Genomic DNA, 13,326 nt, shown 5'->3' with positions numbered 1-13,326 from the left:
CCCGACTTGCTGATCGTGATGTCGTGGTACCGCTTGAGGTACATCGCGATCTTCTCGGGCCCGAAGTGGTAGTTCTGCCGGAGATAGATGATCTTTCCGACGACCTCGACGTGCGTGGCGTTCGGGCTGTGCTTGGGCGCCTTCGAGCGAGTGCGGAGCCCCTCGATGCCCTCGGCTTGGTAGCGGCGATACCAGATGTAGTACGCCTGCCGACTGATGCCGAAGTACCGGCAGCTCATGGCGACGTTGCCGGTGACCTCTTCGGCATGGCGTATGACGGCCAGGCGCCGCTTGGCCTCGCGATCGAGCGGGGGTGTCTTCGACATGTGGATCTCCTAGTGATCAGAGACCCAGGTGTCAACGATGATCGGCAGTTTTAGACCGACAGTACGGCGGGAGATCTCGGAGACGGTCAGCGCCGGTTCGTCCGGCGTGAACGTCTCGAAGATCCTCACCGGTGGGTGTACTTACAAGCCGTACGCTTCGAGCGCCGCGTCCAGTACTGCCAACTGTCGCTCAGGCGGCCACGCGTGATGGTGTTCCACTGCTGACAGGACCAGCCCGTTGGCCAGCACCCGCAGCAGGTCGACGGTCACATCGACCCGTTCGGCGGGCACCAGGGGTTCGACATGGCGGCGCAGCAGTTCCCGTATCCGGGTGTCCATCGTCGTGAAGAACTCCCCGATGCGCGGTTCCTGGTTGCGCTGGGCGATGAGGATGACACGACCCTTCTCCGCCGCCCACTCGTCCTCGACCAGCGGGAGCATCCAGCGCATCAGGATCCGCAGGCGCGTCGGCGCGTCCGCGCCCTCTTCGAGAGCGGCGAGCTCGGTGTCGTAGCTCTCGGTCATCTCGGCCACGACGGCCCGCATCAGCTCCGGCCGTGTCGGAAAGAAGTGCGTGACGAGGGTGATCGAGCCGCCCAGTTCCTTGGCCACAGCTCGGATGGTGAGGGCCGAGGGGCCGCCGGCGACCAGGATCCGGCGTGAGGCGTCGATGATGTCGCGACGGCGCTGCTCATGGTCCACATGACGGGGCACGGCTCTCCTTCTGGGGCTCCAGCCTGCCAACTGAGAGTCCGGCTCCGTGAAGACGGGCGCCTCGACGACCAGTTCGTCGCCTCCCGAATACAGCACTGGTTCGGCTCCCCGGGCCGGACCGCGCGCCTGGTCTCCTCGGGCAGCCACCTGTGGGACTTCGCCGACGCCCCCATATCGATCATCAACCTCGCCACCGTCCGCGACATCGCACGCGTAGCCAAGACCCCGCTCGATCCACGGCGGTTCAGAGCCAACCTGTACGTCGACGGGCTGCCCCCGTGGGCGGAGTTCGGTCTCCTGGGCGGGCGACTGCGCATCGGCGAGGTCGACCTGGAGGTGCTGCGTCCCATAGAGAGGTGCAGGGCCACGTCCGTCGACCCGGCCACAGGCAACACCGAGGTCAACGTCCCGGGAATCCTCGCCGGCCACTTCGGACACCTCTACTGCGGGGTCTACGCCCAGGTCAGGAAACCGAGAAGCCTTGAGGTCGGCGAGCGCGTGCACATAGGTCCGCGCCGCGCGCTCACCTACGAGAGCCAGCAACTGAGTCAGGCGGAGATGGCGTCGGCGCCACGGATGGCCAGGGTGACCTCGGTGACCCGGCCGGCCGCCACCACCACGAGCGTCGAGTTCGAGGACCCGAGCCCCGCTCTCACTGCGGCACGTCCCGGCCAGTACCTGCGGTTCCACCGCACGGACCTGGACGCTCCGGGATGGCGCAACTACACCATCAGCCGCACCGGCGAGGGACCCGTACGCATCACCGCGCAGTACCGCGAGGGCGGCGTCGTGTCACCGTGGCTGGCCGCCCTGCACGAGGACGAACAGGTCCTCGTCACCGGCCCGTTCGGAGATGCCGTCATCGACACGGAGGACGACCGCCCGCTTTTGGTCATGACCGCCGGCATAGGCATCACTCCGGCACTCGCCATGGCCCACGCCCTGACGGACGTCCGCAGCGAACGCCCCGTTGACTTCGTGCATGTCGTCCGCGACATCGCGGGCCTTCCACACTGGAACGAACTCCAGCGGGCTGCCGCGCAGTTGAGCCGAGTCCGGCTGCACCTGCACGTGACACGGCCACGACCGGAGAACGCCACTGTGGAACACCACCACGGACGCCCCGACGACGCCATCCTCACCGACCTCCTGACCGATCCGGCCTCCACCGAGGTCCACCTGTGCGGACCCACCCCGTTCGTGACCGCCATGAGGAAAGCCGTCCAAGCGGCGGGTGTACCTGCGGGTTCCATCCGCTACGACGCCTTCTACTCACCGAGGACCGTGGACGTCACCCCTCGGCCGGCAGCGCACGAAGGACCGTTCCAGGTGACCTATCGATCAGCGGGAACAACCACCAAGTGGACTCCTCAGTCGGGAACGCTTCTCGAACTGGCCGATGCGCAAGGGCTGACGCTCCCCGCCGGCTGCCCGTCCGGCGTCTGCGGGACGTGCGCGGCCCTGTCGCCTACCTCGTCGACCCGCTCGTCGAGCCCCCGGCCGGACGGGTCCTGGTCTGCTGCTCGGTTCCGGCGGGCGACCTCGTGATCGACGAGAGCTGACCGATCGTGCAGCCGAGGAGGATCCCGTGATGGACCGTTGTGTCACGCGTACGAGCACCTGGCGCCTACTTGAGCGCCACACCACCCGAGTTGCGATAGGCGATCGTCTTGCTGATCAGGTTTCCGCCGTCGGACTCGGCCGTGGTCTGTTCCTGCTGCCCCGCGCCGAACAGCAGGCCGGCGATGTGCGCGTTCGCCACCTGGTCCATGTGCGCGAAGAGCCAGTCCACCTTGTCGTCCTGGTAGTGGTTGAGGGTGTTGTTCTGCGCCATGTTGCCCACAGGGATCTGCCACAGGACCACCGGCTTGCCCACGGACTGGGCCATCGTCTTCCAGAACCCCAGCTCGGCGGCGGCCTTCTGGTCCGTCCAGAACATGTCGCGGCTCCCGTGCGCCGGCTGGGCGTACCAGCCCGCGTCACGGTCCGACACGTCGGCGACCAGGAAGTCGGCGTTGTGCGCCCCGAGGTTCGCGTAATCCTTGACGCACGCCTGCGTGTTGCCTTGCCAGTCCCAGCAGGTGAGGTGCAGACCGACGGCCGCGTGAGGAGCGTACTTGCGGGTCATCGCGATCAGGCAGTGGGCCAGACCAGCCACACTGTTCGCCTGATTTGCGCAGTCGCGCGGAGCCGCAGCAGTCACCTGCGCCGGGACCTTGTTCACATTGCCCATCGCTCGTGCGAATCCCCAAAAATCAGGTTCGAGGTCGATCGTGTCGTGCGAGGTGCCGATCTTCTGGAGGAAGAAGCGGTAGTCGTTCAGGTATCTGGTGAGGAGATCGACCTGGTTGACCGCCTTCACCTCGTTCTGCCACGTCGAAGCGGTGGCGAGGTGGGGCAGTTCATACCATGTCCACATCATTGTCTGCGGATGAGGATGACCTTGATAGGTGGCCTGCGCGGCGCGGGCTTCCATGGTGGGGATGATCCCCCCACGCGAACCGTCCACGCATCCCCACCAATTCACCCCATTCGGGCAACTCGACGCCGTGTACAGGTCGCTCGACGGTGCAGGCGGACTGACGAGGTATTGGTACTGCATGTCGAATGGTGCGGCGGCCGCGGAAGCATCATTCATCCCTCCGATCGACACCGTGCTCTTGCCCATGAAACGTATCGTCGAGCCGGCGCCACCGGCCGCAGGAGACGACGCCGACGACGCTGCTGCCTTGGCGCTCGCCGACGCCGACGCGCTCACCGAGGCTGAGGCCGAACCGCTCGCCACGGCTGCCGCGACACTCGCAGCGCCCGGCGCCCCCGCCGAGGCGGAAGGGGAACCCTGTGGCTGGTGGCTGGTGGCCGCGTAGACGACGCCCGCGCCGACGGCGACGGCGGCTGCCACCGCGGCCGCGACGAGCTTCGCGGACACGTTCGCGGCCAGCCCGCCCGATCTGCCGCCGTGGCCGCCGTGGCGCAACCGCTTCGCCGCCTTGCCTTTCGCCGCGGCCCCTTTCACCGCGGCGGCCTGCGCGCTCGGCGCGGTCGGGGGCAGGGCGAGCCGGAGCCATGTGGCCGCGAGCAGTGCGGGTACCGGTACCAGGGCCGAGCCCGCCAGCAGCCGCTCGGCGGGCACCAGGTCCTGCCAGGACGCGGCGCAGGCTACGCATTCGCGTACGTGCCGCGCGAACTGCTTGCGCCACGACGGGGCCGCCCGCCCGTCCCACCGGGCCGCTACCAGGGAGAGCTCAGCGCACCGGGGCGCGGCGTCCAGCGCCCGTACCACCGTGCGGGCGGCGTCCAGCCGGGCCTTGAGCCGCTGCACACGCACCGCCGCGTGTCCCGGCTCGATGCCCAGCGCCCCGGCCAGCTCCGCCCGGTCCAGCTCGCCCGCCGCCTCCAGCCACCACAGCGCCAGCAGTTCGCGGTCCCCCTCCTCCAGCCAGCGCGTCGCCAGAGCCGTCTCGCGCCTCTGGCCCGACAGCTCCAGTTGAAGGATCGTCAGGTCCACGAAGTCCGCGCCGGGATCGGCCGCGTCCGGCGCGAGTTCGAAGCCCCAGCCGTGCGCCGCCGAGGGCTGCATCTGGTGGCGCCGCCACCGGTCGCGCACCTGGCGCACCGCGATCGCCACCACCCAGGCTCGGAACGCCGTAGGGTCGCGCAAATCCCCGATCCGGTCCACCGCGCGCATCAGCGTCTCCTGGACCACGTCGTCCACATCGACGTGTCCGTCCAGCGCCCGCCCGACGATGTTGTAGACCAGCGGCAGATACGCGGCCATCAACTCGTCCAGGGCTTGGCGGTCCCCGCCCTGCGCCGCCACCACCAAGTCCTGATCTGCACGCCCGTCCCGCTCTGCAACCCGCATCCGCACTCCTTCGCTCACCGGCCGGGCGCCCGCGCGCGCCCGGTCCGCCTCGATGTATAGGTGACGGCTGCACGGCGGCCGGGTAACACTTCCGGCCGCGTTGTTTCGCCGGACCGCGCATTACCCGCGGGCGGCGACCCAACACCAAGCAAGCCAACCAGTAGACGAAACACCATGCGTCAGCTGGCTGCTCGGCAGAAGCGGTCCACACAGCACCGAATGGAGAAGCGCACAGGTCATCGATCAGCAGCGCGGTTCACCACAACGCTCTCAGCCGGTTAGCCTGACTAGGCAGCGTCCGGCCTGCGGTAACGGCCACAGAAGCTCCGCCCCGACGATCGGGGCGGAGCCTCTGCGCGCTGGAAGGGAAAATCCGCTGCGCGCGGGTTCGATCCCCGTCCTTGAGCTGGCGCGATCATCCCCTATGTCTTCAGCGCGTGAAGTGTCCCGGCGACGGCCGAGAGGCAAGGAAACGGCCCGAAGAGGAAACTGCCCCGATGGGGTTACTCGGCCCTCTCTCGTATGGCACCCTCCCCCGGGCGGCGGGACCGCATGTGGGCCCGTCACCGGTAGGCCGCGGAGAACGAGTTGGCCGACTTCGCGGGACTGCGCGCGGGCACCCTCCGGGTCGGCACCTTCCCCACCGTCGGAGCCTCCCTCCTTCCGCGGGCCGTGATCGCCTTCCGGGAAGCGCATCCGGACGTACGGCTGACCGTGCGCAGCGCCCGCATCGCGGGCCTGTGGGCGATGCTGGAGAACCGGGAGATCGAGATGTCCCTGATGTGGGACTACGACTGGAACCGCATCGACCGCGAGGACATCGCCGTCACGAAACTGGCCGACGACCCCCCGGCCCTCCTCGTCGGCCAGGGCCACCCCCTGGCCGACCGGCCTTCGGCCGCCCTCGCGGACTTCGCGAACGATCCATGGATCACCCGCGCCGACCACCACCCGGTGGCCGAGGCCCTCGCCCGGAGCTGCCACGCAGCCGGCTTCGAGCCGCAGATCGCCTACGAGGCCCACGACTACCAGGAGGCCCAGGCCATGGTCGCCGCCGGTATCGGCGTCGCCCTCGCCCCCACCCTTGCCCTGGAAGGCGTCCGAGCCGGTGTCAGCGTCCTGCCGCTGCAACCCGCCGGCCCGGTGCGCCGCATCCTCCTCGTCCGCATGAGCGACCACGCCCTCACCCCCGCCGCCCAGGCCTTCGCGGTCTTTCTCCGCAACAGCGCCGCGGCCGCTACGGTGGCATGACCTGCCGCGTTGATCGGTCGACGGTGACTCCGGCGCCGTCGGTGGCGGCCGGACCGGCTGCATCGAACCTCCTCGGATCGTTGGTGAAGAAGCCCGGCACGTTTTCGCCGACGTAGGCCGGCGTCAGATCGCCGAGGAAGCGGGGCCGACCAGGATCACGGTGCACCGCGGGTTGGCCAACCGGCAGATGCCGCTGAGAAGGACGACAAGAAGCGTCGAGAGGATGGGCGCGAGCCACTCCGGCGGAAACCGGAGTCGAGGCGCTTACCGACAGCCGTATCACCGAACGCTTTTGGACGGTGGCGAGCAGGGAAACCCCGCTTTGCGCTCACCGGCTTGGAGACTGTACGACGTCAATTGTGGCTGATCACCGGGCCGCTTGAGACCCTGCGCTATCGGTCACCTGCCGTACGCCTGCCTCCAGCGCGCCCCGTGCGCGCGAGTCTCCCTGTTCGTGGCCGTTCACGTCGTTCAGCGACGAGAGGGACGCACCGTCTTCTCCGAGTGACGACTGAATCGCGTGGTCGTCACGAATACAGAGCGGCTTCTCGTCGCGGAAGCGCCGCAGTACGTTGCCTGTGATCTTCGCGATGTTGTTGTCGTACCCGTTGTGGGACAGCGACCCGGTCCAGGCGATGGAGCCGACCGAGAAGAATCCGCCTCCGCCTTCCAGCGCGCAGTAGACCATGTCCGAGCGGACCGCCGGCTGCTCGGTTCCGCCCATCCCCGGGAGCATCTCGAAGATCTCCTCGGTCACCAGCAGGTAGTTGTCGGAGAAGGGTCCGGAGGTGGCCAGGACCAGGGCTTCGGGCGGCGATCCGAGCGCCGGGTTCCAGCAGTCGATCTCGGCGCCGGCCGCGCCGCCGCCGATGATGCCGAAGTCGCCCAGGAGCTCGTTCTCGCCGACGCCTTCGAAGATGAAGGCCGCCCGCGGGTCCCGGCTGTCCGCGAGGCGCTCGTAGTAGGTGCAGCGGTCGAAGCCCTGGGCCGCCATGCCGACTCCCACCAGACGCTGCGGGGCCTTGCCCTTGTTGCGCCACAGGCCGCTGGCCTCGCCCGAGGTGGTGTGGCGGCGTTCGGCGAAGGGGGACTGGTGGGGGCGGGTGCCGCCGTCGGCCCGGCGCAGCTCCATCAGGTGGGGGGCGTCGGGGTCGTAGGAGACGGTCGCGAAGAAGCCGTTGCCGCCCAGGTACATGAGCCGGCCGCCGCTCGCGGTGAACTCCTCAAGGGCGTCGAGCTCGCGCCGCGTGACGTATTCGGGGTGGCTTCCGGTGATCACGACGCGGTAGTCGCGCAGCAGGTCGTGGCCTTCCCGGTCGAGGTCCTCGTCCGTGAGAGCGTCGAACTCGCACTCAGCGGTCTCCAGCCAGTGCACGAGGGACAGGTCGGCGGGCAGACCCCAGGGGCCTTCGCTCATGAACGAGGCGCGGTACCGCGGCTGCAGGCTGATCAGCGGACGGCGGACGCTGCCGAACACCACGCCGGACCCGTCGTTGTGGATCTCGTAGAGGGAACGGCCGAACTCGGGGTGGTCCTGCAGGACCAGGTCTTCCTTGTGGACGATGGGCGTGTGCCCGAGGAGCATCTCCATGCCGTCCGCCTCGAATGCGATCCTGTCGTTGGCATACGCCAAGTAGGTCGCCGTGGGGAACAGGACGGCGACGTCCTTGCGGCGGCGGCCCGGCCCTACGAGGAAGGGCACGTGCTGCTCGATGCCCTCGGCCCGCAGCCGCACCGCGTAGACGCCGCTGGGCAGGTCCTCGGGCACCTCGAAGGTGAAAGCCGCGGGCCACTGGGCGTCAGCGATGTCGTCGTCGTGGAAGTGGATGGCGTCGAACTCGTCGGGCGCAAGCCGGAAGTCCTCCACGACACCCTGGAACTCGGGCCCGGTGACGCCCCGAACGGGCGCGTTGACACAGCGGCCGTGCAGCATGTGCGGCCCCTCGTCGACCACATCCCACAGCAGCAGCCCGTCGGGGCGCCGGCTACGGCCGAAGTGCCAGGCGGCCACCGGCTCGCGCGTCCTGGAGGCGTCGTCGGTGGCGCGTTCGACGCGGACGCCACCGATCTTCCCGTTGAACGCGGTTGCCGCGAGCAGCCGGTCACTGTCCCCGCGAGCCAGCGCGCCGATACGGAACGGCATCGAGGAAGCCGTCCAGACTCCCGAGGCGGCTGCGCTCGCCTGCTCGGGTACGGAGGCTGCGGCGGCCGGTGCCACCCGGTCCGCGCAGTGGTCCAGCGGGGTCTGCCGCAGAGTGATCTGCCCCGCCGACCGTGGAAGTTCGACCTCCAGCCGGTACCACTGGTGGGCCGTCAGCTCCTGTTCCAGGGTGAGGGTCCGCCGCTGACCGCCCTCACTCCATACGACGGACGGCTTGCCGTCATCGAGCAGCAGGGCCCAGCCGGTCATGGTCGCCTCGTCCCAGGTGCCCATGACCGCCTGGCGCTCGCCGGTGAAACCGACGGAGCTCTGGCTGACCCGATAGGCGCCCAGGCTCCCTGAACGGTTGTCGCGCGGAAGCGTGGGGAAGACGGCGGCGCGGATGACCAGCGCGTCGGGGTTCGCCAGCAGGCCCCTCGGGTCAGGGACTTCGACGTAGGAGCCGGGCTGGCAGGCGTAGTAGTGCCCCGCGTACGTCCCATCGATGGTGGAGGAGACTTCGGTCTCCAGGAAACCCGGCCCCGCCTGCCCGTCGTAACCGTGTCGCAGGCGCACCAGGGCGGCGTCGTAGGCCGACGGGCCCTCACAGCTGATGTGGAACGACAGTTGCTCGCCGGGACGGGCGGAGAAGCGATCGGTGTAGCCGAAGACGTTCTGGGTCGTCGTGCGGCCGCTGGGGAGTGGCATGACCCTCCTCGTTTCTTTCTAGTTCTGCAGTTCCGCGACACGCGCGGTGAAGATGTACCGCATGGCGACTTCGTAGTCCTCGAAGGACTGCTCGGTCAGGAGCAGGTTGCCGGGCATGCCCAGGACGATCTGCGCCACGCGCCAGGGGCCGTCGGGTCCTTCGGAGAAGACGATGTGCTTGCCCGAGACGGGCAGGCTGCGCAGCGCCCGCAGCACGCGTTGAGTGCGGTCGTCGTGTGGTCCCAGCGGAGCCGCGTCATGGGCAGCGACGACCTCGTCGGTGCACTCCTCGCGCAGGCGTTCCTCGCTGCGCAGACGGAACGTTTCGATTAGCTCGGCCGAGCGGTCTGCACTGGTGCGCATCAGTTCACCTCCTGCTGTTGGAACACCGTTGCGGTGCGACGGGACAAGGACGATGGGCTCACGGGAGTGTGCCTTTCTTGTGCTGAAGGAGCTCGCGAGCGCCGGGCCGCGACTGAGGCATTCGCCTCGATGTGACGGTGTCTCGGGCCGATGCCTGTGCTGCCCGGCGGTATGCGCGAGTGCGGTCAGGCGTCGGAGCCACCGAGCGCACGGCCGGTGAGCTTGAAGTACGCCGCCACGCCGAGGCCGATGACGAGCCAGCACGAGCCGACGATCTTGGCGTTGGAGTCCGCGTTCCACAGCGCGACCAGGAGGAGTGCGGCGCCGAGGATCGGGGAGACCCAGTGGACGAAGAAGCGGCGGCTGCCGCCTCGAACGACGAAGTGGGTGAAGACGCTGACGTGGAGGAGGACGTAGGCAGTGATCGCGCCGAAGGTCACCAGGGTGGTCAGCAGTCCCGCCTGCTCCACGCCGAGAATGCCGACTCCCACCGACAGGAGTGCGATGAAGATCATCGCGTTGAGGGGCACCTGGTGCCTGTCGCTGACCCGCGACAGGAACTTCGGCAGCTGCCCGTCGCGGGCCATGCTGAAGACCAGGCGGGCGGATGTGGCGTTGGAAGCGATGGTGTTGGCGAAGATCGCGATCAGTGCAGCGGTCAACAGGACGACCGTTTTGAACCAGCCCGCCATGGCCGTGCCCACCACGTTGTAGAAGGCGTTGTTGACCGGGTCCCCGTCGGCGAATTCCATCCCGCTCGGGACCAGCATGCCCGCCACGAAGACCTGTACGACGAACAGCGCGGTCACCTGGTAGAGGACGATCATGGTGGCCTTGGAGACGGTCCTGCCCCCGCCCTCGGCCTCCTCGTTCAGTGTCGAGATGGCGTCGAAGCCGATGTAGCTCAGGGCGGCGACGGGGACCGCACCGAGGACCAGGGACCAGGAGCCGCCGTCGGCGGGGACGAACGGGTTGAGCGACAGATGCGCCCGGCCCTGGAGGATGAGTACGGCCGCCCAGACCAGGAACACGGCCAGCACGACCAGCTGGATGTAGAGGAAGATCTTGTTCATCGTCGCGGTGACACTGATGCCCATGATGTTGATCAGGGCGGTCGCGGCGACGAAGATCACCACCCAGATCCAGGCGGGCACCCAGGAGACCACTCCGGTCATCGCGCTGGCGGCGAAGACGCACAGCAGCGCGGGCAGCAGCAGGTAGTCGAGCAGGATGGCCCACCCGGAGACGAACCCGAGGAAGCGGTTGCTGCCCATCCGTACGTAGCTGTAGACCGAGCCGGCGACCGGGAACCGGACCGCCATCTCCTTGTAGCTGATGGCACTGAACAGCATCGCGATCGCGGCCACCACATACACCGCGGCGACGGCGCCGGCGGCCATGTTGTAGACGATGCCGAACACCGCGACGGGGGCGAGCGGCACCATGTAGATCAGGCCGTAGATGACGACGTCGGCCAGGCTGAGCGTGCGGGCGAGCTCCTGCTCGTAACCGAGCTCGTGCAGCCGGTCGCTGTCGTCACACGCGCCGTCAGGTCTTTCGGGCACTGCTTGCGGAGCTTCTGGAACGTTCATGGCCGGGCCTCCTGAGGGATGAACGAGCCCCGGTCGGCTGTCGGTGCCGTGGGCGGCAACAGCGGGGAGGACGCGGGGGTCGGCAGCAGCCGGCTCGGCGGGTGAGGGCCGCCTTCAGCGCGGGCTTCTCTTCACCTCGAATATGGCTTTCGGCCACCTTGCGCCTCAATACGCATTCCTACCGACAGCGGTGGTCAGCGGTCCAGGCGCAGAATCCCGTCGCGCAGCGCCGACGCCACCGCGCCGGCCCGCGACGGCTGCCCCATCTTGTGCAGGATCCGCTCCACGTGCGTGGTCACCGTGCGCAGGGAGACGTCTCGCTGCGATGCCAGCTGCTGGTTCGAGAACCCCGCCGCCATCCCGTTCAGGATGTCGTACTCGCGCGGCGAGAGAGAATGGGGCAGGCCAGCGGTCGGAAGCTCCTGCACCAGTACGGCTGGTTCCGGCCGTCCCAGCGGATCGGCCACCTTCAGGACCTGCAGCGTAAGCCATCCTTCGCTCGACGCCTGCAGCCCGGTGGCGGCGACCTGCGGCGAGGCCATGAAGCGGCGCAGGAAGCCGGTGAAGTCGGGCTGCGTGGGCGCGAGCGCCGGGGCACACGACTCGACGGCCCAGGCACGGCCGGTGTGGTCGATCAGGGTGGCGTTCGCTCCCGAGGGTATGACGCATCCGGTGGTCTGCCGTCGGGCCACGTCGCACATCCGCGCCAGCGCGGGCGCCAGGGCTTTGAGGAGTTCGGCCGCGTCATCACGGAACGCGCCGCGCGCCGCCGCGGAGAAGTGCAGCATGCCCGTGTACACCCCGCTGTCCGAGAAGAGGCATGCGGTCATGCCGTCTTCGAAGCCGGCAGGTCTGAGCACCTCTCGGTACATCGGGGACACCCGGTAGTCGCCCGGCATGTCGTCGATCCGCATCGGCAGGTGCCGCTCCCGGACCGGCCGGTTCTCGGCGCTCGACGCATAGCGGTCACCCAGTGCGGCAACTGTTTCGTCGCCGTAGGTGACCGCAGCGAGCGCGCGGTGCGCATGGTCCTTCGGGTCCCAGATCATGAGGGCGCCGGCGTCGTGATGAGTCACCGGCTCAAGCAGCCTCAACACCGTCGTCGCGGCCTCGCGCCGGTCGCCGGCTCCGGCTGCATAGGCCGCCTCGACCAGGACCCGGGTGTGGGATGGCTTCATCAGCGGATCCCTCTCGAAGCTGGGCTACCCCACCCCACGATAGCAACGTCTTCTCGTGCTCTGAGGATGAGAGCCGCGGTCGCGGTGAGCGTCAGAGTAAAGGAGTCGGCCGGTCCCGCTCTGTGGGTGGGCGACGCTGCTGACTGTCGCCCGGCGAGGCGCGCATTTCATCGCTGTCCGGGACGGTTCTTTCCGCGAGAACCGCTCCCTCAATATAACGTCAGTGATGTATGCTGTCAGTGTAATAAATTGCAGATGGGGGTGCGTGCGTGGCTTGGAAGATCGTCGTGGTCGAGCCGGCTCTTTCGTGGCTTCACGGCCTGCGCCGTACTGACCGCGACACCCTGATTCAGGTCAGCCAGGCTGTCACTGCCCTTCAGGAGGAAGGTCCCGCGCTGGGCCGACCTCTGGTGGATACGATCAGGGGCTCGGCGTTGTCCAACCTCAAGGAGCTCCGCCCCGGCTCGGCAGGGGCCACGGAAGTGCGGTTGCTGTTCGTATTCGACCCGGATCGCCAGGCCGTGATCCTGGTCGGCGGTGACAAGGCGGGCAACTGGTCCGGCTGGTACCGCGTCGCGGTGCCCCAGGCGGAGCAGGCGTACGCGGAGCATCTCAAGCGAATCGATGGAGAGGACGGGGCACGATGACTGATCACCTCAAGGACCCGCAGGCCGTCTCCTGGGGAGACCTGGCCGATGATTTCGCCTTCACCGATGCCGAAAAGGATCAGATCCAGAAGGGGGCGCAGGCAATGGTCCTGGCCTCCCGTGTGCACCGCCTCGCCGAGTTGCGGAAGCGGCAGCACACCACGCAGGTCCAGGTTGCCGAAGCCATGGGTGTCACCCAGGCCCGCGTCTCACGTATCGAGAAGGGTCAGTTGGAGCGCAGCGAGGTCGACACCCTCGCTGCCTACGTCAAGGCGCTCGGCGGCAAGCTGAAGATCGTCGCTGACTTCGGTGATGAGAGCTACGTACTCGGCTGACCCGATCGACGTGCCGCTGCCCAGGTCGATGCACAGTCCGGTGGGCGGGATCGCCTCGTGACGTCAGGGATGGTGCTCCACCCCGGTGGCCTGGGATGGAGCGTCATCGCGTCGGTAGGGGACTCCGCTGCGCGAAGGGTCCAGCCCCTCGGTTGAGCAGGGCGGACGCGGCTGCTGTTGTGGCAAGCGTCCAACTCGTCGACTCCC

Annotated in this window: 10 protein-coding genes and 1 pseudogene; 4 read left to right on the top strand and 7 right to left on the bottom strand. The window is 68.3% G+C overall.

All coding sequences use genetic code 11. From position 1 onward, the window contains the following. Together ACIP6U_RS41030 and ACIP6U_RS41025 are read right to left on the bottom strand one after the other, a co-directional pair. Positions 1–326: helix-turn-helix domain-containing protein (locus ACIP6U_RS41030; protein ID WP_401727854.1), on the bottom strand; the 326-nt coding region annotated here is incomplete at its 3' end. 141 nt (positions 327–467) lie between these two features. After that, a complete protein-coding gene (locus ACIP6U_RS41025) occupies positions 468–1,040 on the bottom strand; it encodes a TetR/AcrR family transcriptional regulator (protein WP_401727853.1) in 573 nt (190 codons plus the stop codon). On the opposite strand from ACIP6U_RS41025, the gene ACIP6U_RS41020 reads away from it, so the two are divergent. Then, positions 1,020–2,588, top strand: coding sequence for an MOSC domain-containing protein (locus tag ACIP6U_RS41020; RefSeq protein WP_401727852.1), 1,569 nt, complete (start codon positions 1,020–1,022; stop codon positions 2,586–2,588). The genes ACIP6U_RS41025 and ACIP6U_RS41020 overlap by 21 nt on opposite strands. Positions 2,589–2,667: 79 nt before the next feature. On the opposite strand, the gene ACIP6U_RS41015 is transcribed toward ACIP6U_RS41020, so the two are convergent. After that, entirely contained in the window at positions 2,668–4,905 is a 2,238-nt protein-coding gene (locus tag ACIP6U_RS41015; RefSeq protein ID WP_401727851.1) for an RNA polymerase sigma factor, read from the bottom strand. A gap of 573 nt (positions 4,906–5,478) precedes the next feature. On the opposite strand from ACIP6U_RS41015, the pseudogene ACIP6U_RS41010 reads away from it, so the two are divergent. Beyond that, a pseudogene (locus ACIP6U_RS41010) lies at positions 5,479–6,156 on the top strand (LysR substrate-binding domain-containing protein); the annotation flags it as partial. A 367-nt stretch (positions 6,157–6,523) separates the two neighbouring features. On the opposite strand, the gene ACIP6U_RS41005 reads toward ACIP6U_RS41010, so the two are convergent. The 4 genes from ACIP6U_RS41005 to ACIP6U_RS40990 all read right to left on the bottom strand — a co-directional run bounded on the left by ACIP6U_RS41005 (position 6,524) and on the right by ACIP6U_RS40990 (position 12,137). Beyond that, positions 6,524–9,004, bottom strand: a complete 2,481-nt coding sequence (locus ACIP6U_RS41005) for a N,N-dimethylformamidase beta subunit family domain-containing protein (RefSeq protein WP_401727849.1) — start codon at positions 9,002–9,004, stop codon at positions 6,524–6,526. Between the two features lie 18 nt (positions 9,005–9,022). Further along, the gene (locus ACIP6U_RS41000) at positions 9,023–9,367 is read right to left on the bottom strand and encodes a hypothetical protein (RefSeq protein ID WP_401727848.1); all 345 of its coding nucleotides are present in this window, start codon (positions 9,365–9,367) and stop codon (positions 9,023–9,025) included. Positions 9,368–9,552: 185 nt separating this feature from the next. Further along, positions 9,553–10,959, bottom strand: a complete 1,407-nt coding sequence (locus tag ACIP6U_RS40995; protein ID WP_401727847.1) for an APC family permease — start codon at positions 10,957–10,959, stop codon at positions 9,553–9,555. Positions 10,960–11,153: 194 nt separating this feature from the next. Next, on the bottom strand, positions 11,154–12,137 hold the full coding sequence (locus ACIP6U_RS40990; RefSeq protein WP_401727846.1) for a response regulator transcription factor: 984 nt from the start codon (positions 12,135–12,137) through the stop codon (positions 11,154–11,156). Between the two features lie 269 nt (positions 12,138–12,406). On the opposite strand from ACIP6U_RS40990, the gene ACIP6U_RS40985 reads away from it, so the two are divergent. Further along, positions 12,407–12,784, top strand: a complete 378-nt coding sequence (locus tag ACIP6U_RS40985) for a type II toxin-antitoxin system RelE/ParE family toxin (protein ID WP_401727845.1) — start codon at positions 12,407–12,409, stop codon at positions 12,782–12,784. Further along, positions 12,781–13,119 (top strand): helix-turn-helix domain-containing protein, encoded by a 339-nt coding sequence (locus ACIP6U_RS40980; RefSeq protein ID WP_329409581.1) that lies wholly within the window; start codon positions 12,781–12,783, stop codon positions 13,117–13,119. Before ACIP6U_RS40985 ends, ACIP6U_RS40980 begins: the two co-directional genes overlap by 4 nt. Positions 13,120–13,326 lie beyond the last annotated feature (207 nt).

Origin of the sequence: Streptomyces sp. NPDC088794, assembly GCF_044750545.1 — a bacterium.
Lineage (GTDB): Bacteria > Actinomycetota > Actinomycetes > Streptomycetales > Streptomycetaceae > Streptomyces.
Note: the sequence above shows the minus strand (reverse complement) of the source record. Positions and strands in the feature narration are given on the sequence as shown.

Bases quoted from the DNA above. Each gene is read 5' to 3' on its own strand.
- ACIP6U_RS41020 (WP_401727852.1), top strand. From the start codon at position 1,020: ATGGTCCACATGACGGGGCACGGCTCTCCTTCTGGGGCTCCAGCCTGC.
- ACIP6U_RS41015 (WP_401727851.1), bottom strand. From the start codon at position 4,905: ATGCGGGTTGCAGAGCGGGACGGGCGTGCAGATCAGGACTTGGTGGTG.
- ACIP6U_RS41005 (WP_401727849.1), bottom strand. From the start codon at position 9,004: ATGCCACTCCCCAGCGGCCGCACGACGACCCAGAACGTCTTCGGCTAC.
- ACIP6U_RS41000 (WP_401727848.1), bottom strand. From the start codon at position 9,367: ATGCGCACCAGTGCAGACCGCTCGGCCGAGCTAATCGAAACGTTCCGT.
- ACIP6U_RS40995 (WP_401727847.1), bottom strand. From the start codon at position 10,959: ATGAACGTTCCAGAAGCTCCGCAAGCAGTGCCCGAAAGACCTGACGGC.
- ACIP6U_RS40990 (WP_401727846.1), bottom strand. From the start codon at position 12,137: ATGAAGCCATCCCACACCCGGGTCCTGGTCGAGGCGGCCTATGCAGCC.
- ACIP6U_RS40980 (WP_329409581.1), top strand. From the start codon at position 12,781: ATGACTGATCACCTCAAGGACCCGCAGGCCGTCTCCTGGGGAGACCTG.